Genomic DNA, 21522 nt, shown 5'->3' with positions numbered 1-21522 from the left:
AGTTCATCCAAAGAATTCGCAACCTCTTGAAATGTTCATCACGAATCGTGAATTGGCGATTATTTTTTTTAATCAATCATCCTTACCTGCAGCCTCATCGACGACGAGCTTTAACAGAGCCGATAATTTCTCCACAGTCGGCCGAACGGCAGACGTTATTCCATACTGGTTCGCCAGCCACTCCATATCCTGATACGATAACCACGTGACGTTCTTGTCATCCTCCCAAACAAGAACCTTGGCCGGAAGCTCCAAGCCGATCAACTGTTCCTGCTGCATAAGATGTGTACCGACATTCGGGTTGCCGAAAATCAGAACCTCCGTCGACCGCAATTCCAATCCGACCTTTGCGGCGGCGGCCGCATGGTCGATGCGAGCTACGAGGGTCGCACCCTTGCCGGTGATTTTTCGGGCTAGCCTGTCGGCCGTTTTCTTGGCCGGGTGATTGCTGCGCTGAGTGATTAGGCCTTCAACCATGGCTCATAACCGTTGCGATTGACCCTTTGCCGAGCGCCACTGTTAGCTCCGAGGAACGTTCATGTCCAATAGACACGAAGCGGGCTTCCGGAAAATTATCATAAAGTTATCCGGCGGGCGGCATCATATCGTCAGGACGATTTCCGGCGCGCGAGATTGCGGGCTCCGGTTGAAACTATTTATCGATAAGTATGCATCGGACGTCGTTTTCAATAATCGCGACCCCGCGGCTCGGCCCCTTTCATACGAGGCCGAGCCGTGCCTGCAGTCGATCCGTCGATGCCCGCAGGAGCCGGTCGGCGACGATGCCGATGAAGGCAATTGCAAAGCCTGCGGTCAGACCCCGCCCTGCGTCAGCCTTCGCCAAGGCAATGAATACTTCCTGACCAAGGTCACGTGTTCCAATCATCGCGCAGATGATGATCATGCTGAGCGCGAGCAGCACAGTCTGATTGAGGCCCAGCATGATTTCGGGCAGCGCTAGCGGCAGCTGAACTCTCCAGAACATCTGTCGTGGCGTGCAGCCGGATACGGTAGCAGCCTCGATCAAGTTTTCGGGGATCTGCCGGATACCGTGATTGGTGTAGCGAATTGCGGGGACGATCGCGAAAAGCACCGTCGCAATCATCGCCGTTACGTCGCCGACGCGGAAGAGCATGACGACGGGAATGATGAAGCAGAACGACGGAAGCGTCTGCAGCGTGTCGCAAATGGGCATGAGAAAGGCAGCGAACCGGTCGCTTCGCGACGCTGCGATCCCGAGCGCGATGCCGAACAGGGCCGCGACAAGCGCCGAAACACCGCAAAGATAGAGCGTCGCCATCGACTTTTCCCAAAGTCCCGTCGCCGCGCAGAAGGCCGTCATGAGGACGACGATCGCTGCTAGCCGGGGGCCCGAAAGCCGGTAGCCGGCTAGACCCACGAGAAAGACCATTCCGAGCCAAGGAAAGCCGACGAGGAAATCGCGTATCGGATTGAGGATGTAGAGCAGCAGGAACGTCCGGAAAGCTTCTATCGCATCGAAGAAGTGGATGTTCACCCAGTCCACGACGGCCTTCCACCACGGCGCGGTCGACATCTTGATGGCCGCCGGAACGGATGCAAACGCCGGCACGAACTGGCTTAACAAGGTTGTGCCGGCAAGGACGGCGATCGCGGCCGTCAACATCGGGTAACGTTGCACAAAATTCTGGTCCGGCACGTGCGCTGATGGACGCTGACGCGCGGCTGCCTGGCTCAGGCGATCCAGCACGATGGCAAGCGCGACGATCGCGAGACCTGCCTCCATGCCTTGACCGATTTTCAAAGCGCGCAGGGCGAGCAGAACGTCGTAACCCAATCCGCCAGCGCCGATCATCGAAGATATGATGACCATGTTGAGGGCAAGCATGATCACCTGATTGACGCCAACCATCAGCGTCGGGCGTCCGGATGGCAGCAAAACCTTCAGCAACTTCTGCCGCTGCGTGCAGCCCACCATTTCGCCGAAATCGTCAATCTCGTGCGGTACGCGTTTCAGTGCGAGAACGGTTGAACGCACCATCGGCGGCATCGCGAATATGGCCGTCGCCAGCATTCCGGAAACCGGGCTGTTGCCGAACAGGAGCAGCATCGGGATGAGATAGGCGAACGTCGGCATCGTCTGCATCAGATCGAGCATGGGCTGAATGATGGAGCGATCGATCCATGGCTTGCGGAAAGCGAGAATGCCGAGGAGAAGCCCAAAGACGACGCACAACGGAACGCTTATCGCGATCAAAGCGAGCGTCAGCATGGCGCTATCCCATTGCCCGAATAGCGCGATGTAGATCATGCAGCCTGATGCCAGCGCGGCGAGCCTGATACCGCCAAAAGCATACCCTGCGACAGCGAACGCGGTGCACACGCCGATCCACGACAGGCGCGGCAGCACGAGCGCGTCTGGCCCGTATCCGAATTTCCAACCTTTCGCGAGGAGTGAGATGGCCCACTGCAGGGGCACGTTGAAGATATCGGTTATGCCGCGCGTCAGCCATGTGAAATTGGTTTTCAGCCACGCCATGAACGCCGAGATCCAATCGGCAACGGGAATGATGGCGTCGGACGGATATTTCACGGCCCAAGGAGCGACGTCAGGCAACATGTAGAGAATGGCGACGCAGGCGACGGCTGCGACCCATATCAGCGTCCAACCCGCAATTGCCGGCGCGCGCGGCGAAGTCCGAGTGTCCGCGACGGTCATAGGCGGGCCTCGCGCACGGGATCGCGATCGGCAAGCAAATCAATGACGGCGTCCGGCGTCACTTCCCCAAGCGGCTTGCCGTCGGCGGCCGTGACAAGAAAGCTTTTCCGGCAGCCGACGATCCGGGCCGAGAACGTCGCGATTTTATCTGTCGCCTGCACCGTTCCGCCGTAATCGGCGGAGGACGTTACCGGCCGCATGAGGCGTGCCGCCGACATGACCTTGGAACGCTGTACATCCCGCGTGAACTCGGCGACATAATCCGTCGCCGGATGCAGCACGAGTTCTTCCGGCGTGCCGGTCTGGATGATCTCGCCGTCCTTCATGATGGCGATACGGTCGGCCAGGCGGATCGCCTCGTCGAAGTCGTGCGTGATGAAGACGATCGTCTTCTTCAGCACGTTCTGCAAGCGAACGAGCTCGGTTTGCATTTCGCGGCGGATAAGTGGATCGAGCGCGGAGAACGGCTCGTCGAGAAACCAGATTTCCGGCTCTACGGCTAGGCTTCGCGCAATGCCCACGCGCTGCTGCTGGCCGCCCGACAGCTCACGCGGATAGAACTGTTCGCGCCCGCTGAGGCCAACGAGCTCGATCACCTTCCGCGCGCGCTCCTCGCGCGATTTGCGGTCGACGCCCTGTACCGACAGCGGGAAGGCGATGTTTTCGAGCACCGTCAGATGCGGCAACAGCGCGAAGTGCTGAAACACCATGCCCATGCGATGGCGGCGGATTTCGATCAACTCGTCAGGCTTTGCCTTAAGGAGATCCATGCCGTCCAGCTCGACACTCCCCCACGTCGGCTCGATAAGCCGCGAAAGACAACGCACGAGCGTAGACTTGCCGGAGCCCGAAAGGCCCATGACAATGAAAATCTCGCCGCGTTTTACTTCGATGGACGCGTGCCGGACGGCGCCGACGAGTTTGGCTTCGGCGAGACTTTCCGATGTCGCCACGCCGTCGCGGCTTGCCAGAAACTTTTCCGCGCCGGCGCCAAAGACTTTCCAAACGTCCTTGCAGCGTAACTTCACCGGCCGCTCGTCAGCGACGGCATTCATTTCATCGCGCAGCGGCGCTTGATTATTCATTCCAGAGGGCCCCATGCGCTCGTGATTGGATTGCTCTAAAACAAAGAGAACCGGACAGTCTTCGCGATGACCGCCGGTTCTCGTTGTTTCAATCAGTACTGCAAAGAAAAGGTCCGCGTCTTACTTTGCCCATTCCTTCCACTTCGCCTCGTTGGCGTTGACCCATTGAGCGGCAACATCGTCGATCGATTTGCCATCAAGATCGACTTGGCCCGACAGCTTGTTCAACTCGTTGACGTCGATCGTATAGGCCTTGGCGATCTTGTAAGCACCCGGCCACTTATCCTTTAGGCCCTTCCAGGAGTACTTCCAGATTTCGCCGTGCGGCTTGCCGCAATCGTATTTCTTATCCGGATTGACGCCCCACTTCGGGTCCGTGTAGCAGGCCGGTTCGTATTCCGGGAACTGGACCCACTCGCCTTGGTATTTCGCGGGAGCCCAATGCGGCGAGTAGATCCACAGCAGGATCGGCGCCTTGCGCTGATAGGCTGAATCGAGTTCGGCGAACATCGCGCCGTCGGTTCCCGCGTGCACGACTGTGAACGGCAGCCCGAGCGCTTCGACACGTTCGTCATCGAAGCCTTCCCACGTTACGGGTCCACCGAGATAGCGCCCCTTCGGAGCGGTATCAGGTGTCGAAAATGCCTCCGCGCACTTCGGATCCTTCAGCGCTTTCCAATCAGGCAGGCCGGGGCACTTTTCCTTCATGTAAAGCGGGTACCACCACTCTTCCTTGGCTTTCGGACCGAGGGTGCCGAGGCGTTCCGTTTGGCCCGTCGCGTCGGATGCCTTCATGGCCTCGGCAGCCGTCGTATCCCAGAACTCGACACCGATATCGATATCGCCGTTGGTGAGGCCCGTCGTAAGACTCGAAAGATAATCAGCTGTCGGATATTCGACGTTGTAGCCGAGCTTTGTTAGGATGCCGCCGAGAATCTTGGCGTTCAAGTTGACGCTCGTCCAATCGAAGAGAGCGATTTTGATTGGATCATTCGATTCAGGAGCCGCCATCGCCTGGGGCAGACCCGCCAGCGATAGCAAAGCTGCACAAGCGCCACCAGTCAAAACACCTTTGACGGAACGGTACATTGGTAATCCTCCCCAAGCCAACTTTGTTGCGATCAAAGTAGGAAATCGGAATTGCCCGATTTTTCCTGTGAGTGATAATTGTTGAAATATGCTGCTAATTCCAAGATGCGTACAAGGCCAAATTCCGAGCAATCAGAGATTAATTAGGCAGCACGACGTTCGCATTGATCGAACGTTTGACGAAGAGAGATTTGATTTTTTTCCGAGCTTCATCGTTCCGAAGCTTGGTGAGTTTTGCTTCGGTAAAGAACTGCGAAAACCGTCGTCACGAACCTGCGCACCAGACGAAGCACATGCCCCTCAGCGCACAGGATGCCCGAATGCGCGATTACGCAGGGGGCATTTGGAAATACCAATTCGCGATAAGCACCACGGCGAGGCCGGCAATCAGCGCCAAGTATGGGAGTATGCCGGCCTTGCGTTCTCCGAGGTCTTGCCCCGTCAATCCCAAATCCTCGAGCGCGCCTTTCGGGAACTGCCCTTTGTCTTGGACATAATGCCGGAAGGCGAATACCGGAATGATGAGCGCAGCGAAGATGAAACCGACCAAGAGCGCGTTCGAATAGCCCCAGACTTTCGCTCCTGCGCCCATCAGAAGCGCGTTGACGAACGCGAGGACCGTATTCAGTCCGATCAGCCACGACGGCGCGCGATAAGGGCGCTCGATGTGACCGCTATCGACGCGATGCATCCAGCCCGCATTGAGGTTCAAGAAGTTGAAGATGATGTAGCCGACGTTCGACACGGCGAGGATGAAGAAGTAGCCGGCGGAGTCTGATGCAATTGCGAGCAGAAAGAGGTTGAAGACAAGGTCGGTCCACATGGCGCGTGTCGGCGCACCGTGCTCGTTCGTATGGTTCAGATAGCGCGGCAGCCATCCGTCGACTGACCCTTGGTAGAGCGTACGTGACGAGCCCGCCATCGCCGTCATGATCGCGAGCACGAGCGCCAAGATCATGAGCGCGACGAAGACCTGCTTGATGAAGGCGTTGCCACTCGCGACCATATTGGCCATCGCGTCGGCGACGCCTGTGCCGGCGACAATTCCGGGATCCTTCATGCCATCGACACCGAGCACACCCTGAAACGTGAAGGGTACGAGGATGTAGAGCAGCAGGCAGAGAAGTCCTGAATAAAAGATGGCCTTGAACGTGTCGGTCCGCGGGTCACGGAATTCGCGAGTGTAGCAGATGGCCGTTTCGAACGCGTAGGTCGACCACGCGGCAATGAACATCGCGCCGAGAAAGAGCGTCCATCCGACGTTTCCGTCAGCTCCCGGGAGATAAGGGCCGGCCACGTTCGACGCGTGGAACTGGCCATTGATCAAGGGCACTATTCCGACGATCAACATCGGGATGATGACGAGAAGGCCGATATATTTTTGGGCGTTCGCCGTACCAAGGATGCCACGATGCTGGATGGCGAATACGATCAGCATCAGTATGGCGCCGATGAAGAAGGACGAGTTGAAGTTCAGCGTTCCAAGACCCGGTACCGCCACGGTCAGTGCATTGAAAGATTGAATGGCGGGCGTGTGAACCGCGGTCACGGCAGCGATCGCGTCCGCGGCTACCTTTCCGGCATTTGCGGGATCTGCGAGCCAAGCAACGACTTCCGGCGATTGGGCGGTAAAGACGGGGATCGGCGCGACGGCATTCAAGATATATCCCGCCGCGATCGCGCATCCGAGCGACAGAACCGGCGACCAGGCGAACCAGTTGCACCAGACCGAGAGCGGCGCGATCAGCCTCGAATAGCGAAGCCAAGCGGTCGCGCCATAAACGGAGGCGCCGCCGGACTTATTCGGAAAGAGGCCCGCTATTTCGGCATACGTGAAGGATTGCAGGAAGCCCAGGATCATCGAGAGGATCCAGACGATGAAGGCAAGCTTTCCTGCAGTGCCGGCTATGCCGCCGATGGAGAAGAGGACGAGCGCAGGCACGCCGCTCGCCACCCAAAAAGCTCCGCGCCAATCGATTGCGCGATGAAGAGTGTTTTCGGATAAGCCTCCGGCCCGATTTTCGTAAGTCGCTGTCATGCGTATCCCCGATCTTGATTTTTATCGTTGTGCAAAACGAGGAACGCCACGAACCGGGTCTCCGGCGCGTGGCGCTAAACGATCAGTCGAATTTCGAAAACTGTTGGATGGCGCCTGGGACAAGGCCAGACGCTACAGGCATTTCTACCTGATATGGTTCCGGTTAGTTGCGCGTTGCCCTCGACGGACATGCGAACCTCTGTACCAATCGTCACCAATCACAACCAATAACCCCATAAAACTAGGGCATTTTTAGCCTATCACATTGCTCAGTGAGCGCAACAAATTTGCCGAATTGAGAAGCAAATTGTTTTCGTATTACGCATCTCCGCGCACGCTAGCGAGATTGAATTTCCCTCATGAAGTTGCGGTAGAGTTTTTCTGCGTCGGCCGCAAAATTCTTCATGTGAGGTTTCGCCGTCGCGGCCATGCGCGGAAGTGCGCCGGCGCCATGCGTCCGCTCGAGCGCCTCGGCGTAAGCGGGAACATTCCCCCAATCGTCGATCGTGTTGTCCTCGATCTCGACGTGATACTGCATGCTCCACGCGTTTCGGCCGACCCGCATTGCCTGACAAGGACAGACATCGGATTTCGCCAGTACCACGGCGCCTTCAGGTGGCTGAGCCACGCGTACGGAATGCCATTGGACAGCCTTGAACTCTTGCGGCAGATCGCCGAACACCGGATCGCTCGCCGCTGCTGGCGTCAACGCTATGTCGAGGATTCCGATCTCGGGCGGACGTTGCGGGCCACATGTGCCGCCCAGCGCATCCGCTAGAAGCTGGTGCCCAAGACATAGCCCTACGAAAGGACGACCCAAGTCGCCGACCCAGCGCCGGATCGCGCGCTTCTCCTCGATCAGCCACGGATGCTCTTCGACATCCCATACGTCCATCGGGCCGCCCATGACCCAAAGGGCATCATAGTTTTCGAGCGGCGGGATGGTCTCGCCCTCGTCAAGTTCGACCGCGTCCCAGGAAATGCCATCGGCGGCGAAGAATTTGCGGAAGATGCCGGGATGCTCACAAGCGATGTGCTGGAAAACGAGAAAGCGCACGGGACCCCCCTATGTATGCTGCGGGGTACTTCCTGTGGCATAGTGGAGAAAAAATTTCCACTGCCACGAAAGTGGTGCAGGCACGGCGTTGGACAGCCTTTGCGACGACGAGGCGACATGAGGGAGTCATCGTCGAACGCTAGATCCGAACATTCATCGCATCCCGGACCAACTTCCGGCGCCACTTCCGAGTGAGGCTTAAATGTCTGCAAAACATCTCATCTCATGCGCATTTCTCGCAGTGTTCGCTAGTGCAGCACCGGCCCTAGCCGACGCCAGCCGGCACAACGTCGTGCTGTTCGTTCCTGACGGGCTGCGCGCCGCCATCGTCACGCCTGAGACTGCGCCGACTTTCGCCGAGATCCGGGATAAGGGCGTTAACTTCGCCAACAGCCATTCGCTCTTTCCGACATTCACCATGCCGAACTCCAGCGGCATGGCCACCGGCCATTATCTCGGCGACACCGGCGTTTTCGGAAATGTCCTCTATGCGGGCTTCCCGATCAAGGCGGCCTCTTCGGCTCGCATGGCGTTCATCGAGATGAATCGCGTCCTGGGTGACATCGACGACCATTTCGCCGGCAACTTCATCGACGAGGAAACAATCCTCAGAGCTGCCCATCAGGCAGGCTTCAACACTGCTGCAATCGGCAAGATCGGCCCGACGCTCATGTTCGATCATACGTCGCGCGGCGGCGGTGAAAGCGTCATTATGGACGATGCGACGGGAACCGAGGCAGGCATTCCGCTTGCTCCGTGGGTAAGTGATGGACTGAAAGCGGCCGGCTTGCCGACGGAGACACCCGGCCGGTTGACCAACAAAGAGAGCGGAAATTTTCGCGAGCCCGGCACGAAGGACGCCAATGTCGTGCAGCAAGGATATTTCGCAGCGGCTCTGACGCAGGTTGTTCTGCCGAAATTCAAGGCCGATGGAAAGCCATTTGTCGTCGTCTTCTGGTCGCGCGATCCGGACGGGACGCAGCATAACCAGGGCGACAGCCTGTTGAAGCTCGAGCCCGGCATCAACGGACCGACGTCGATGGCGGCGATCCGCAATGCGGACTCGAACCTCGCGGCGATCCGGCGGACGCTCGATCAACTCGGCCTTGCTGAGACGACTGACATTTTCGTCTCTGCGGATCATGGCTTCTCGACGATTTCAAAACAAAGCGATACGAGCGGCGCGGCGCGGGCGAGCTACGCCGATGTGCCTCAGGGCATGCTGCCTCCGGGATTTCTGGCGATCGATCTCGCCGCGGCTTTGAACCTGCCGCTTTTCGATCCGGAAGCGGCAAATGCCAAAGTCGAAAGTGGCAATCACCCGAAGAGCTCAGACGGCTTGATTGGCGAAGATGCCAACGCGCCCAAGGTCGCCGTTGCGGCGAATGGTGGCTCGGACCTCGTCTATGTTCCGAGCGGCGATCGCGAACTGGTGCAGAAGTCGATCGATGCGCTGCTTGCGCAGGACTATGTCAGCGGACTGTTCGTCGACGATCACTTGGGCACGTTCGCCGGGACGCTACCGCTTTCCGCGATCAATCTGCAAGGTGCGTCGCTCATGCCGCGACCGTCGATCGTCGTCAATTTCAAGAGCTTCTCAACGGGATGCGCCAAACCTGAACTCTGCACGGTCGTTGTCGCCGATACCGGTCTGCAGCAGGGGCAGGGCATGCATGGAAGCTTCAGCCGTGCGGACACGGCGAATTTCATGGCGGCGTTCGGTCCCTCGTTCAAGAAGGGTTTTGTCAGCGAGGCGCCCGCCAGCAACGCCGACGTCGGGCAGACCATCGCGACGATCCTCGGTCTGATGCCAAAAAGCCATGGCAAGCTCGTCGGCAGAGCGCTCACTGAAGCTTTGACGAACGGCACCGTTCCGACTTGGGAGCGCAAGACGCTCGTCTCCGCGCCGTCGTCATCGGGCCTGCGAACGATCCTCAATTACCAGGTTGCGGGCGAGACGAAATATTTCGACGCGGCAGGTTTCGAAGGACGCACGGTTGGGCTTACGCTGGACGCCGCTTTAGCCGAGACGAAATAAGGCTTCGCGGGTCAGGTCACTGGCCCGCCGCTATATGCCCCGAATTGGTAATCGGGGTGCTACTGGCGGCGGGCTTTGCGACACTCATATCGTTACCGCGCCAGACGAACGTATCTCCCGCCCAGCCTTCGATCCAGAGGAGCGGGAGCAAGGCGTCGCGCAGCATCCATGCGAAGGGTGACTGCCATTTCAGGTGCCAGCCAGCCACCCGCGCCAAGAGCGCCTCGGCGCCGAACCAAATCGCAAGCAGGGCTGCCAATACTACGAGCGGATCCAGATCGTAGCTCGAAGCCGCGGCGACGCCGGCTGCAATCGGCAAAGTCGAGCCGGTCAAAACTTCCGGTGCGTAGAAAACCGGAAACGTTACCCGTCGCAACCTCGCCCAGCGCACTTGGCGTGCCCATACCTGCGCCACGGACCTTGGACCCAATGGCTGTTCAAATGGACGGTCGACGAGGCGGACGTTGAGACCATGAGAGCGGACGATTTTTGTCGCCGCTGCGTCTTCGGCAATCTCCGCACCGAGCGCTACGATGCCGCCTGCGTCGTCGAGAATATCGCGGCGCCAGAGCATCGATTTGCCTTGGGCAAACCCGAGTCCGATCGTGTCGGCGGCGCTTTGCCAGCGCGCCTGATAGGTGTTGAGAAAGGCGCATTCGAGCTCGGCCCAGAACCCGATCGGACGGCTTCCCACAGGTGGAGAGCAGACGAGGCCGACACTTGGTTCGAAGCTGCGGAAGAGATCGTCGAGATAGGTCTTCGGCATCAGAACATTGTTGTCAGCGAGGACGATCCACGGAAACCGTGCAGCTGCCCAGCCCTTGACGATGTTGTTGAGCTTCGGATTGCTCGTTGGCCTCTCGTCGCCGATGAGCAGCTTCGCTTCGACGTGCGGATATTGTGCGATCAACTTTCTGACGAACGGCACGGCGGGGTCGTCCTCGCGAGCCGCACAAAATATGATTTCGTGGCCGGCGTCGCCAAGCTCGAACGTCGAGCGAAGCGTCATCTCATCGAAATGATCGCGGCCGCAAACCGGACGGATGATGCTGACAGGTTCGACGTTCAATCCGCGCTGCGGAGAGCGTGATGAAGTAACGCGGAATAACGCCAATGCGATCGTTACGAGATGGGTGGCCGTTGCCACCAAGCAGAAGACCAGAGCCGCCGTCATGACGAAATCGGCCATCTCACCTCCCCGGCCAATAGTTCAGGCGCTGAATTCCAGGATTCAGTGAAATTTCGACGACAGTTGCGCGACGCCTGTGTGACACGGTGGAAAACTGCAGAGATGCCGCGCCCAGACGAACGTCAAACTTTTAGAGCGCTCGGCGCGCGGATAAGACCGCTCACGTTTTCGGGCGGGCGTTGGCGAGCCGCTGCGCAATGCCGGTAAAAAGATAAGCGCCGAGAAATGCTGCCGCTATTAGACCGATCACCGACGGAAGGCCGTCGTTCAAATCAACTGCGAGCAAAATTGCGTAGGCGATGGCAGCTCCTACGAGGCCACCGAGGGCTGCGACGGCGGTATTGAATATTCCGCGCTGCGATAAGCCGTAGAGAATTCCCACGATCAGGCCCGGATACATTGCCGGCCAAAAGTGATCACCCATAGCTTATGCTCCCGTTTCATCCCTATAGGCGACGCCGGTCTACAGCGCGCGCTTCGTAGCGCTTTTATCAGTCAATCGGCGCCAGGACGAGGGAGTGCAACCGGGAGAGGAGCAAGCCGCGCGCAATGTCGCGGCTTGTTGATCAGGATCAGAGAAAGTTCAGTTCTTCTTGGTGGTAATCTGGTCGTAGATTCCGCCGTCTGCGAAGTGTGTCTTCTGCACCGTCGCCCACGGTCCGATTTTGTCTTCGACCGAAAAGGTCTTGATGGCAGGCAAGTTTGCTTCCTTGAGCACAGCTTCGCTGCGCGGCCGGAAATGATGCTTGGCTATGATTTTCTGCGCGTCATCAGAATAAAGGAAGTTGAGGTAGGCCTTGGCGACATCGGCTGTCTTACGCTTCTCGACAATCGTATTGACGATCGCGATGGGCGGCGCGGCTTCGACGCTGACTGACGGATAGACGACATCGAAATTTTGGCCATCGACCTCGGCCTTGATCAGCGCAGCTTCGTTCTCGAACGTGACCAGAACGTCGCCGATGGCGCGCTGCGTGAAGCTCGTCGTAGCGCCGCGCCCGCCGCCATCGAATACCGGCACATTGGCGAACAGCTTGCCGACGAAGTCGCGCGCCTTGTCGTCCGAACCTAGTTTGTCGTGGGCATAGCCCCATGCCGCGAGATAGGTGTAGCGCCCATTGCCGGATGTCTTCGGGTTGGGAATGACGACGGAAGTGCCGGGCTTTACGAGATCATCCCAATCGGCGATGGCCTTCGGATTGCCTTTGCGGACCAGAAAGACTGTGGTTGTCGTGTAAGGCGACGCGCCGTGCGGAAATTTCGTACGCCAGTCGCTCGAAACCACGCCTTTGCTCACGAGAAAATCGAGATCCGTCGGTTGATTGAGCGTGACGACGTCAGCCTCGAGGCCCTCGGCCACGGATTGCGCCTGCTTCGTCGATCCGCCATGCGATTGCTTGACTTCGATGTCGTTGCCCGACGACTTCTTCCAGCTCGCGGCGAATGCCGGATCGATGTCTTTATAGAGTTCTCGCGACACGTCGTAAGACGCATTGAGAATGCTCGTCTGCGCGAAAGCTCCAGGCGCTACCGCCATCAAAAGAGCAGCCGTCAAACCAAGCCGCGATACCACTCGCCCCATAGTCATATGCAGATCCCTTTTCACATTTCAGAGTACTTCGATTGCTTATTTCAAAGCAGTATGGAGTGGAGAACGAACAAAAAGTCACAAGCTTTTCAGCCATCCTTGGAAAAAAAGACCGGCGGCCATGAACAGCCACCGGTCTCAAGGTTCCCGCTCGCAGCGTGCGGGCGGGTCCAGGGATGGAGATGCGCAGATAGGCTTGCGTGCTCGTGCGCTAGAAGTCTGGCGATGGCCCGACCGGCGCCGGATACGGAATCGGATCCGGATGCCAGTCTCGATCGGCCACCAACGTCAAGCGCCGGGAGGGAACTTGTTTCGTTCGCGTGTCCGCGACCCGTTTTGGTTCAAGACGCGAACTTTTGGCTTCGCTGATGTACCTGCTCATAGGGCAAATGCCTCCTGCGCGCGGGCGGAGACGCGCCGGCGACGCCGGCTTGCCTGATGAGCGATCGCCGCACGTTCGGCGAGAAGCGGATTTGCGAAGCGCCTTCCTTCGAGGGCACTGTATTCATTCAATGCCGCGTGGAAGAGATATTCGCGTTCTCCTTCTTCACGGATGATAAGTCCGGCTTGGTCGTCGCCGACCTCGATGACGTAGGATTTGGACATGTCGTTGCTCTGCCGGCGGTTGCCAGCGTCCTCTATGTTGCGATTTTTCGATTGAAGTGGCTGAAGCGGGGCTGCGTGATCTCAACAGCAGCCGGCCATACACATCGAGGCTTTCATCGCGCGACATGTGGACAGGAAGCAGAGGTCATAGCTTTTCATAGCGGTCTCCATTGCGGAGCCCACGAGAACCGTGGGGCTTAGCGTTTGATGACGCGGCGCAAGTCGCTGTCGAAATCACCGCGGCCGGCACAACATCGTGCCGACAGATGCATCAAAGCCCTGATCCCCTCGCTGGGTCAAATAACAAGAACTTCAATACTTATGACAACGGCGGGAAGCTCGCTGAAAACCCCATAGAATCGGGCCTAACCGCCGAGCGAACCGCCCGGCGCGGCGGGACCGGCGGGCGCAACAAATGTGTCATCTGATCGGAAAGGGCTAGAATCGCCATCTTTTCCGACCGCTCGCCGATTAGCAGGGTATTTCGGGGGGCGTCACAACCGCGTGGCAATTTCCCACATATCGATCCGGTGCTACACCTCGTCAGTTGCAGCCGGTTTCGGCAGGGGAAGGGGGACCTGAAGTTATGAAGATCTGTATGGTCGGCGCGGGATACGTCGGGCTCGTCTCAGCCGCCTGCTTTTCCGATTTCGGCTGGACAGTCACCTGCGTCGATAAGGACCCCAACCGCCTTGCCGATCTCAAGGCTGGCCGCTCCCCCATCTACGAGCCCGGGCTCGAGGCCCTGATGGAACGGAACATCAAGGCCGGGCGCCTGCTTTTCACGGAAAATCTCGGGCCTGCGGTCGCGGATGCCGACGTCGTGTTTCTGGCGGTCGGAACGCCGATGCGGCGCGGCGACGGATACGCGGATCTTTCCTATGTTTTCACGGCCGTCGAAGAAGCCGCCCCGCATTTCAACGGATTTACCGTTGTCACAACGAAATCGACCGTGCCCGTCGGGACCAGCCGCGAGATCGAGCGCCGCCTCAAAGCAAAGCGGCCGGACGCTGACGTGGCCGTCTGCTCCAATCCGGAGTTTTTGCGGGAGGGATCGGCGATCCAGGATTTCACCCATCCGGATCGCGTTCTCGTCGGCACCGATGACGACCGGGCGCGCGACGTGATGGGACGTCTTTATAAGCCGCTGGCGCTCCGCGGCTCCCCCGTGATGTTCGTCGAACGGGAGTCGGCGGAACTCGCGAAATATGCGGCCAACGCCTTTCTTGCCCTCAAGATCAGCTTCATCAACGAGATCGCGGATCTTTGCGAGAGCGTTGGCGCCGACGTTCAGGAGGTTGCCTCTGCAATCGGTAAGGACCGGCGCATCGGCGACAAGTTTCTTCATCCGGGCCCGGGATATGGTGGCTCTTGCTTCCCCAAGGATGTATCAGCCCTCATCCGCACGGCGCGGGAGGCCAGATCGCCGGTTTCGATCATCGAGCAAGTTGAACGCGTCAACCACGAGCGCAAGCTCGCCATGGCGATCCGGATCGAAGAAGCGGCCGGAGGGTCGGTGCGCGATAAGACGATCGGCGTACTCGGACTGACCTTCAAGCCGAACACCGACGACATGCGCGACGCGCCGAGCCTCGTTATCGTGCCGATGCTGCAGGAACGCGGAGCCACCATCCGGGCCTGCGATCCGCAGGGGCGGCGCCAGGCCGAGCCTTTGCTACCGGATATCGTCTGGTGCGAGAATGCTGAACAGGCTGCCGAGGGCGCCGATGTCCTCGTCGTCATCACCGAATGGAACGAATACCGGGCGCTCAACCTCGAAGCTCTCAAGGCGCGCATGAGGGGCAAGACCATCGTCGATCTCCGAAACGTCTTCGATGCAGATGCCGTGCGCGAACTCGGCCTCAGCTATTCGGGGATCGGGCGTGGATGGGTGAATGTTCGAGAGGGAGCCCCGTCCGCTTCAAAGGCCCAATCGCCCCTGCATCCGGTCGAAGCCGCCAAATAGTTGCCACGGCACCGCCGGGCGGCGTCGCCGCGATGGGTTGGTGGAGCAACCGCGCGTGCCATCCGTTTGAATTGCGTACGGATTTGCCAGTTTTGAATTTTTCTCCGCTGTTCGCGGCCTGATGACGACCTCGCGCAAGGTTCGGATAGGAGACTCGCCCCCAAATCGCGGGGGAATTTATTCATCATGGCAACCACGAAAACCGCCGAGAGCGGCATCGACCTAGGTTTGGGTCGGCGCGACGCGGGCTTGGCCGTCGGCGTGATCGCCATTCTGACGATCCTGTTCCTGCCGCTTCCGGCGTTCCTGATCGATCTTGGGCTCGCCTTTTCGATCGCGCTCTCGATCATCATCCTGATGGTGGCGCTGTGGATCCGGCGGCCGCTGGAATTCTCGGCTTTCCCGACCATCCTTCTCATCGCCACGCTCCTCAGACTTGCGCTCAACGTGGCGACGACACGCCTTATTCTGTCGCAAGGTGCCGAGGGACCCAGCGCCGCCGGTCACGTCATCGCGGGCTTTGCGCAGTTCGTCATGAGCGGCAACTTCGTCATTGGCATCATCGTTTTCATCATCCTGATCACGGTGAACTTCGTCGTCATCACGAAGGGCGCGACGCGTATCGCCGAGGTCGGCGCGCGCTTCACCCTCGATTCGCTGCCCGGCAAGCAGATGGCTGTGGACGCCGATCTTGCAGCAGGCTCGATCGACGAAAAGGAAGCCATTCGCCGGCGCAAGGAACTCGAAGAGGAAAGCCAGTTCTTCGGCGCCATGGACGGCGCGTCGAAGTTCGTTCGTGGCGACGCGATTGCCGGGTTGATCATCACGGCGGTCAATATCTTCGGCGGCATCATCATCGGCATCACGCAGCATGATCTCGCCTTCGACCGTGCTGTCGACACCTTCGTCAAGCTATCGGTCGGCGACGGTATCGTAACGCAGATGCCTGCGCTCATCGTAGCGCTCGCTGCGGGCCTTCTGGTGTCGAAAGGTGGCACCCACGGCTCGACCGAAGGCGTGATTATCAACCAGCTTGGCAACTATCCCCGCGCGCTGTTGATCGCGGGCGGTGTTATGTCGTTGCTGTCGCTCGCGCCGGGCCTCCCGTTCCTGCCATTCGCTGGTATCGGCGGGATGCTCACGTTCATCAGCATGACCCTCGTTCGGCAAAAAGCGGAATTGGAGAAGGCGGCGGCATCGGCAAGCACCGCAGGCCAGGCTCCGTCAGCCGAAGAGCAATCGCGCCAGTCCATTCGCGATCAACTGAAGACGACGGAAATCGAGATCTGCTTCGGCAAACAAATCTCGTCCGTTCTGATGCGTCCGACCAGCGATCTTCCGCAGCGCGTCGCGAAGATGCGGCGCAAGTTCGCCAAGCAGTACGGCTTCGTGGTTCCGGATATCAAACTCACCGAAGACTTATCCATCCTTCCAAAGACCTATCAGATCAAAGTTCATGGAACGGTGGTCTCGAGCGCGGAGCTTCGGCTTGGCGACGTTCTCGTCGTCGTCGGGGACGGCCCGAAGCCGGAAGCGCCGGGCGACGAAACGCGCGAACCGGCGTTCGGCATGAAGGCCTTGTGGATACCCGACATCTTCACCAACGCGTTGAAGCGCGACGGCTTCGTTCCGGTCGAAAACACATCCGTGCTTTTGACGCACGTCGCCGAGGTCATCCGCAACAGTCTGGCGCAGCTCTTTTCGTACCGCGATCTTCGCGCGCTTCTCGAACGGCTCGACCCCGAATATCGTAAACTGCTCGAGGAAATCTGCCCATCGCAGATCTCTCATTCGGGCCTTCAGAGCGTGCTCAAGATGCTGCTCGGCGAGCGCATTTCGATCCGCAACCTGCATCTCATCCTCGAAGCGGTGGCGGAGATCGCTCCGTTCTCGCGCAAGGCCGAGCAGATTTCGGAGCATGTGCGCATGCGTCTGGCGTCGCAGATTTGCGGCGATCTCAGCGAGGGCAACTATCTCAAGGTCGTGCGTCTTGGAAACCGTTGGGAGCTTGCGTTCCATCAAGCTCTGAAGCGCGACGGCAAGGGAGAAGTCATCGAATTCGACATCGAGCCGCGCCTTATCGAGCAGTTCGGTGGCGATCTCAGCCGCATGGTGCAGCCGCTCATGGATGCGGGGCATCAATTCGTCCTCGTGACGGCTGCCGAAACGCGCCCCTACGTACACACGGTCACCGAACGGCTTTACGGAACACTGCCTGTCCTCTCGCATCTCGAGATCAGTCGCGGCGTCCAGATTCAGTCGCTCGGCTCGGTTTCATGACGCCGCTCACTCACGACACTCTGCTCGTACCGCTCCTCGTGTTCTGCCGGGTCGGGGCTTGCTTCATGCTGCTGCCCGGACTCTCGAGCGATCGCATCCCGGTGCAACTGCGCTTGTTCGTTGCCATCGCGGTCTCTATCGCTCTCACGCCGCTCGTCTATGATTCGGTGCGTCCCGCGACCAGCGAAGAGCCGAGCAATTTGCTGGCGATGATCGTTATCGAAACCTCGACGGGAATTCTGTTGGGATTTCTCGTTCGCATCCTCTTCATGGCACTCGAATTCGCTGCGACGTGCATGGCGAACTATGCCGGATATGGTAACGTCTTCTCGCATTCCGTCGAGAATAACGATCCGTCGTCGCCTTTTTCGTCGCTCGTGACAACGCCGGCCGTAGCGCTTTTCTTCATCACGAACCAGCACGTCAACATCGTTCTGATGCTGCAGCGCTCGTACGAGATGTTCAAAGTCGGGGTATCGATCGCCGCGCCGCCCAACCTGCAGACGATCGTCACGCTTGTCGGGTCTGCCTTCAAGTTGACGTTGCAGCTCAGCGCGGCGCTGGTCGTCTATTCACTGACCGTCAACTTCGCCTTCGGCTTCCTCAATAAGATGGTGCCGCAGATACCGATCTATTTCGTATCGACGCCGTTCGTCGTTCTGGGCGGCCTCTTCCTTCTGTTGCAGGTCGACAAGACGGCACTCGAAATTTTTACGTCGCTCGTGACCCAGGCCATCCAAAATCTCGGCCAAAATGGCTAGATCATCGAAAAAGGTCAGCCGTCTCGTCGACGTCTTTCGTGACCTCGAGACCGCCGATCGCGCGAGGATCGGCGAAATCACCCGGCAAATGGATGAGCTTCGCATCTCGCAGGACAACCTCATCGCCACCCTTGCCAATCCGTCGGCCGTTCACGAGCCCTTCCTGGCGCTGATGTCGCGGAGCTTGGGGAACATGCAACGCCGCCACCAGCGTCTCGTGAAAGAGCACGAAATGGCGCTTGCCCGCTATCTCGAGGCTACCAAGCGCACGCGCGGAGCAACCGAGTTGCTAGCCGACGTGCGCGCTGAGGAAGCGCGCCGGAACGAGCAACGGGACCTTGAGGCCTTGCTTGAATTTCAGCAGGCCACAGCGGCGCAAGGCCGGGGTAAGTCAACACGTTCATCGTGAGGCGATTGTCCGCCAGCACCGAAATGCCTCATGACGATTATTCCTCCTGCAGCCGTCACCGATCAGGCCATGTGGGCCGCCAGACAGACCGTCCGCACGGGATCGCAGACGGCAGCTCAGCCTGCCGAAGGTGCGGGGTCGACACCGTCCGGCCAAGCACAGGGCGGCAAGACCAAAGACGTCGGCCAGCAGTTCGAGGCGTTGTATCTCCGCCAGATGCTGGAAGAATGGATGCCGAAGGATTCTGAATCGCTCTTCGGCGAAGGTACCGCCGGGACCGTATGGCGATCGATGATGGTGGATAGCCTGGCGACCACACTCTCGAAATCGGGAACGATCGGCATCGCCCAAATGATCTTCAAACCGGAATCTCACGGCTCGGGAGACAAGTAGAATGAGCACCGCACCGGTTGAAGCCAAGACCCGATCGCAACAATCATCATCCGCAGCACTGAAGCGCGTTGGTGCGCGTGGCAGCCGTCGCGCTCCGCACCTTCCTCGCGCGGTCACACACGATGCCGATGCGACACGAGCCGTCGTCGTCGCGGTAATCCGGCGGATCGAGGATTATCTCGAGGAGGAAACTGCGGCCCTGGACAAAGCGCCGAACTTCGACCTCAAGGCCTCCAACGATCGCAAGAGCCAGGGCCTCGTTGATCTCAATGAGGCAATGCGACGGCTAAATCCCGCAGACATCGATGAAGATCTCAACCTGCGGCTTCAGATGTTCCGCTCCAAGCTCGACGTCAATCTTCGCAAGATACAGCTGCACCTCGAGGCCGTCAAAGAGATCGCTGGGATGCTTTCCGACGCCATCCAGAACGCTGAATCGGACGGAACCTATACCCGCAACATCGGACCGAGCCGGAGCACGCAGTGGTCCGATTGATCATCTTATCAATTATCGCTTGTCTCTCCACCATCGGCGGCGTTTACGGCGCGGCCACGTGGAAGGCGAGCATTCAGACGCCTGAAGCCAAAGACTCCGAACCCAAGTTGCAGATTATGAAGACGCACATGGTCAGTGTGCCAATTCTGAGGGACGGTGAAGTCCTCGGGTATGTCGTGACGCGTCTGCAATTCACTGCCGATTCCGAACTCGTTAAGGCGAGCTCGCTGCAGCCGGACGTTTTCGTTGCCGACGAAGCATTCCGGCAAATCTACGAAACCACGCCGGCCGACATCAAGACCGGGCGCAAACAGGCCATCAAAGATCTAGCCGCCAACGTCGCGACGGGAGCCAACAAGCGGCTCGGCCGGGACGTGATCAAGGACGTTATGATCGACAGTTGGACCTATCTCTCAAAAGCGGACATGATGAAGAACAATGAGCGCAATCGATAGTAACTTCGGATTCGATGCCGTCTTTCGGCAAACAGCGGCCGATCTCAAATTGCGGCTGGCTCGCGACGCCGGGATCCAGAACAAGCCTTTGACGGCTCAGCAGCGCGGCGGAATTGCCGCCTTTGCCGTGTTCGCCGGACTTGGAATGCTGTCGGTACTGATCTTCATCATCGGCTATTCGGCGACGTTATCCGATGAGCCGATGATCTGGATTCATCGATTGATGGCTCTCGCCGTCATGCAGAGCATTTTCATTGCCGCGGTGACGATGAAGCTCATTCCGATCATCGAGCGCCGCCGGTCGTTGATCCGCATCGGTCCGTCGCTCAGTTTCCGGCAGACATCAGATCAGGATGCCTCAACGCGCGCGGGACGAGACCGGTCTGCTGTTCCGGCGCCGCCGCCGCTGCCCGAACCGCGCCAGCCCGTCGTTGGCGGCAAGCTCGCCGGCCGCGAATTTCTCGAATACGAAGATGGGTCTATCGAGATCGATACGCTCGTTGGACGGCGCCGTTTCGCATCGCTTGCGGCTGCGCGGGAATTCGTCGGCTCTTGATCGGCGTCAGCCGGTCATAGGCCAATTCTCGAAGTCGTCGAATTCGCCTGTTAGATCTCCGGAAGGCTCACTGGCCGCCGTCCGGCCGGTCAGCCTGTCGCACACGTCTGCAAGCTTCACGGCGCGCGCGGCATCAGAAAGATCGACTTTCCAATCGGCCGACGAGCCGTTGGCAACGCCTGCGAGGAAATCGGCAACGGCGTTGAGGCTCTGGCACAGCCGATCGAGGCTTTGCAGCTGATAGAGCGATTGCGACCCTCCGAATGCGCCGGCGACAACGAGGTTGCCGATAAGATCCTGTAGATCACCGGCCGTATCGGACAGCATGCGGACTTCCGCGGAAACGATCGTCAATACTTCCGGGACCGCCACACCTGCGCGCGCCGATCCTTGGCCTTCCTGATTGCTGTCATTCATGTCGTGCGCATCCCAATGTAAAAGCGATCAGAAAAGTTCAAGTTCACCGGCGTTGGCATCGAACGAAGCGACCGGCATCGGTGCCGGTTTTTCGATGGGTGCCGGGCCTGCGAGCAGAATCTGTCGTGCACGTCCAGAAACCGGCCAGTACTGAATACGCCGTCCTTGCGGTCCTCCGGTACTGCCGCCTACATAGGAAATACCTTCGGCCTTGAGAAAGCGTTGAGCGAATTCGGCGTTGTGCTTGCCGGGTAGTGTCTCAGTTTGAATGTCTGCCTTCGACCTCATCATGGACATTCCTTGATTTGGGAGGCAGAGTCGAAAGTCACCGATCTTCGCGGCGGCGATGAACTCGGCTCAGGTGAGTTCGCCCGGAGGCCAGTGTGACTAACGCGTTCTCT

21 protein-coding genes are annotated in these 21522 nt (G+C 59.0%); 9 read left to right on the top strand and 12 right to left on the bottom strand.

Going from position 1 to position 21522, the window contains the following annotated elements; genetic code table 11:
- Positions 1-72: 72 nt before the first annotated feature.
- The 6 genes from AB4Z24_RS13305 to AB4Z24_RS13280 form a co-directional block, all read right to left on the bottom strand.
- Entirely contained in the window at positions 73-477 is a 405-nt protein-coding gene (locus AB4Z24_RS13305; RefSeq protein ID WP_441708856.1) for a DUF302 domain-containing protein, read from the bottom strand.
- Between the two features lie 241 nt (positions 478-718).
- The gene (locus AB4Z24_RS13300; RefSeq protein ID WP_441708854.1) at positions 719-2698 is read right to left on the bottom strand and encodes an ABC transporter permease; all 1980 of its coding nucleotides are present in this window, start codon (positions 2696-2698) and stop codon (positions 719-721) included.
- A complete protein-coding gene (locus AB4Z24_RS13295) occupies positions 2695-3783 on the bottom strand; it encodes a quaternary amine ABC transporter ATP-binding protein (RefSeq protein ID WP_441708853.1) in 1089 nt (362 codons plus the stop codon). The genes AB4Z24_RS13300 and AB4Z24_RS13295 overlap by 4 nt, the downstream gene beginning before the upstream one ends.
- A 120-nt stretch (positions 3784-3903) precedes the next feature.
- Positions 3904-4872: an ABC transporter substrate-binding protein gene (locus tag AB4Z24_RS13290; RefSeq protein ID WP_441708851.1), complete on the bottom strand. Its 969-nt coding sequence runs from the start codon at positions 4870-4872 to the stop codon at positions 3904-3906.
- A 328-nt stretch (positions 4873-5200) separates the two neighbouring features.
- Entirely contained in the window at positions 5201-6910 is a 1710-nt protein-coding gene (locus tag AB4Z24_RS13285) for an APC family permease (protein WP_441708849.1), read from the bottom strand.
- Positions 6911-7247: 337 nt separating this feature from the next.
- Positions 7248-7967, bottom strand: a complete 720-nt coding sequence (locus AB4Z24_RS13280; protein WP_441708847.1) for a type 1 glutamine amidotransferase — start codon at positions 7965-7967, stop codon at positions 7248-7250.
- 202 nt (positions 7968-8169) lie between these two features.
- On the opposite strand from AB4Z24_RS13280, the gene AB4Z24_RS13275 reads away from it, so the two are divergent.
- On the top strand, positions 8170-10005 hold the full coding sequence (locus AB4Z24_RS13275) for an alkaline phosphatase family protein (protein ID WP_441708846.1): 1836 nt from the start codon (positions 8170-8172) through the stop codon (positions 10003-10005).
- Between the two features lie 16 nt (positions 10006-10021).
- Here the strand turns inward: AB4Z24_RS13275 and AB4Z24_RS13270 are convergent, their stop codons facing one another.
- The 4 genes from AB4Z24_RS13270 to AB4Z24_RS13255 all read right to left on the bottom strand — a co-directional run bounded on the left by AB4Z24_RS13270 (position 10022) and on the right by AB4Z24_RS13255 (position 13388).
- On the bottom strand, positions 10022-11194 hold the full coding sequence (locus AB4Z24_RS13270; RefSeq protein WP_441708844.1) for a ceramide glucosyltransferase: 1173 nt from the start codon (positions 11192-11194) through the stop codon (positions 10022-10024).
- Positions 11195-11354: 160 nt separating this feature from the next.
- On the bottom strand, positions 11355-11618 hold the full coding sequence (locus tag AB4Z24_RS13265) for a hypothetical protein (protein ID WP_441708842.1): 264 nt from the start codon (positions 11616-11618) through the stop codon (positions 11355-11357).
- Positions 11619-11777: 159 nt separating this feature from the next.
- Positions 11778-12782, bottom strand: a complete 1005-nt coding sequence (locus tag AB4Z24_RS13260; protein WP_441708840.1) for a sulfate ABC transporter substrate-binding protein — start codon at positions 12780-12782, stop codon at positions 11778-11780.
- A 378-nt stretch (positions 12783-13160) separates the two neighbouring features.
- Positions 13161-13388, bottom strand: coding sequence for a hypothetical protein (locus tag AB4Z24_RS13255; RefSeq protein ID WP_441708838.1), 228 nt, complete (start codon positions 13386-13388; stop codon positions 13161-13163).
- Between the two features lie 586 nt (positions 13389-13974).
- Between AB4Z24_RS13255 and AB4Z24_RS13250 the strand changes: the two genes are divergently transcribed.
- The 8 genes from AB4Z24_RS13250 to AB4Z24_RS13215 all read left to right on the top strand — a co-directional run bounded on the left by AB4Z24_RS13250 (position 13975) and on the right by AB4Z24_RS13215 (position 20704).
- Positions 13975-15354 carry a UDP-glucose dehydrogenase family protein gene (locus tag AB4Z24_RS13250; protein WP_441708836.1) on the top strand — a complete coding sequence of 460 codons (1380 nt, stop codon included), beginning with the start codon at positions 13975-13977 and terminating at the stop codon, positions 15352-15354.
- A 186-nt stretch (positions 15355-15540) separates the two neighbouring features.
- Positions 15541-17634, top strand: a complete 2094-nt coding sequence (flhA, locus tag AB4Z24_RS13245; RefSeq protein ID WP_441708834.1) for a flagellar biosynthesis protein FlhA — start codon at positions 15541-15543, stop codon at positions 17632-17634.
- A complete protein-coding gene (locus AB4Z24_RS13240) occupies positions 17631-18395 on the top strand; it encodes a flagellar biosynthetic protein FliR (protein ID WP_441708832.1) in 765 nt (254 codons plus the stop codon). Before flhA ends, AB4Z24_RS13240 begins: the two co-directional genes overlap by 4 nt.
- Complete coding sequence (locus tag AB4Z24_RS13235) at positions 18388-18804, top strand: hypothetical protein (protein WP_441708831.1); 417 nt, start codon at positions 18388-18390, stop codon at positions 18802-18804. The genes AB4Z24_RS13240 and AB4Z24_RS13235 overlap by 8 nt, the downstream gene beginning before the upstream one ends.
- Positions 18805-18834: 30 nt before the next feature.
- A complete protein-coding gene (locus tag AB4Z24_RS13230; protein WP_441708829.1) occupies positions 18835-19197 on the top strand; it encodes a rod-binding protein in 363 nt (120 codons plus the stop codon).
- 1 nt (position 19198) lies between these two features.
- Complete coding sequence (locus AB4Z24_RS13225) at positions 19199-19693, top strand: hypothetical protein (protein WP_441708827.1); 495 nt, start codon at positions 19199-19201, stop codon at positions 19691-19693.
- A complete protein-coding gene (locus AB4Z24_RS13220) occupies positions 19681-20148 on the top strand; it encodes a flagellar basal body-associated protein FliL (protein ID WP_441708826.1) in 468 nt (155 codons plus the stop codon). Before AB4Z24_RS13225 ends, AB4Z24_RS13220 begins: the two co-directional genes overlap by 13 nt.
- Entirely contained in the window at positions 20132-20704 is a 573-nt protein-coding gene (locus tag AB4Z24_RS13215) for a hypothetical protein (RefSeq protein ID WP_441708825.1), read from the top strand. The genes AB4Z24_RS13220 and AB4Z24_RS13215 overlap by 17 nt, the downstream gene beginning before the upstream one ends.
- Positions 20705-20710: 6 nt before the next feature.
- Here the strand turns inward: AB4Z24_RS13215 and AB4Z24_RS13210 are convergent, their stop codons facing one another.
- Together AB4Z24_RS13210 and AB4Z24_RS13205 are read right to left on the bottom strand one after the other, a co-directional pair.
- Entirely contained in the window at positions 20711-21121 is a 411-nt protein-coding gene (locus tag AB4Z24_RS13210) for a hypothetical protein (protein WP_441708823.1), read from the bottom strand.
- Positions 21122-21148: 27 nt separating this feature from the next.
- A complete protein-coding gene (locus AB4Z24_RS13205) occupies positions 21149-21409 on the bottom strand; it encodes a hypothetical protein (RefSeq protein WP_441708821.1) in 261 nt (86 codons plus the stop codon).
- Between the last annotated feature and the right edge of the window lie 113 nt (positions 21410-21522).

The sequence above is a fragment of the Hyphomicrobium sp. 2TAF46 genome, assembly GCF_052114865.1.
Taxonomy (GTDB): domain Bacteria; phylum Pseudomonadota; class Alphaproteobacteria; order Rhizobiales; family Hyphomicrobiaceae; genus Hyphomicrobium_B.
This window is presented reverse-complemented; position numbering and strand designations above follow the sequence as displayed.

Bases quoted from the DNA above. Each gene is read 5' to 3' on its own strand.
- AB4Z24_RS13305 (WP_441708856.1), bottom strand. From the start codon at position 477: ATGGTTGAAGGCCTAATCACTCAGCGCAGCAATCACCCGGCCAAGAAA.
- AB4Z24_RS13300 (WP_441708854.1), bottom strand. From the start codon at position 2,698: ATGACCGTCGCGGACACTCGGACTTCGCCGCGCGCGCCGGCAATTGCG.
- AB4Z24_RS13295 (WP_441708853.1), bottom strand. From the start codon at position 3,783: ATGAATAATCAAGCGCCGCTGCGCGATGAAATGAATGCCGTCGCTGAC.
- AB4Z24_RS13290 (WP_441708851.1), bottom strand. From the start codon at position 4,872: ATGTACCGTTCCGTCAAAGGTGTTTTGACTGGTGGCGCTTGTGCAGCT.
- AB4Z24_RS13285 (WP_441708849.1), bottom strand. From the start codon at position 6,910: ATGACAGCGACTTACGAAAATCGGGCCGGAGGCTTATCCGAAAACACT.
- AB4Z24_RS13275 (WP_441708846.1), top strand. From the start codon at position 8,170: ATGTCTGCAAAACATCTCATCTCATGCGCATTTCTCGCAGTGTTCGCT.
- AB4Z24_RS13270 (WP_441708844.1), bottom strand. From the start codon at position 11,194: ATGGCCGATTTCGTCATGACGGCGGCTCTGGTCTTCTGCTTGGTGGCA.
- AB4Z24_RS13265 (WP_441708842.1), bottom strand. From the start codon at position 11,618: ATGGGTGATCACTTTTGGCCGGCAATGTATCCGGGCCTGATCGTGGGA.
- AB4Z24_RS13260 (WP_441708840.1), bottom strand. From the start codon at position 12,782: ATGACTATGGGGCGAGTGGTATCGCGGCTTGGTTTGACGGCTGCTCTT.
- AB4Z24_RS13255 (WP_441708838.1), bottom strand. From the start codon at position 13,388: ATGTCCAAATCCTACGTCATCGAGGTCGGCGACGACCAAGCCGGACTT.
- AB4Z24_RS13250 (WP_441708836.1), top strand. From the start codon at position 13,975: ATGAAGATCTGTATGGTCGGCGCGGGATACGTCGGGCTCGTCTCAGCC.
- flhA (WP_441708834.1), top strand. From the start codon at position 15,541: ATGGCAACCACGAAAACCGCCGAGAGCGGCATCGACCTAGGTTTGGGT.
- AB4Z24_RS13240 (WP_441708832.1), top strand. From the start codon at position 17,631: ATGACGCCGCTCACTCACGACACTCTGCTCGTACCGCTCCTCGTGTTC.
- AB4Z24_RS13235 (WP_441708831.1), top strand. From the start codon at position 18,388: ATGGCTAGATCATCGAAAAAGGTCAGCCGTCTCGTCGACGTCTTTCGT.
- AB4Z24_RS13230 (WP_441708829.1), top strand. From the start codon at position 18,835: ATGACGATTATTCCTCCTGCAGCCGTCACCGATCAGGCCATGTGGGCC.
- AB4Z24_RS13225 (WP_441708827.1), top strand. From the start codon at position 19,199: ATGAGCACCGCACCGGTTGAAGCCAAGACCCGATCGCAACAATCATCA.
- AB4Z24_RS13215 (WP_441708825.1), top strand. From the start codon at position 20,132: ATGAGCGCAATCGATAGTAACTTCGGATTCGATGCCGTCTTTCGGCAA.
- AB4Z24_RS13210 (WP_441708823.1), bottom strand. From the start codon at position 21,121: ATGAATGACAGCAATCAGGAAGGCCAAGGATCGGCGCGCGCAGGTGTG.
- AB4Z24_RS13205 (WP_441708821.1), bottom strand. From the start codon at position 21,409: ATGAGGTCGAAGGCAGACATTCAAACTGAGACACTACCCGGCAAGCAC.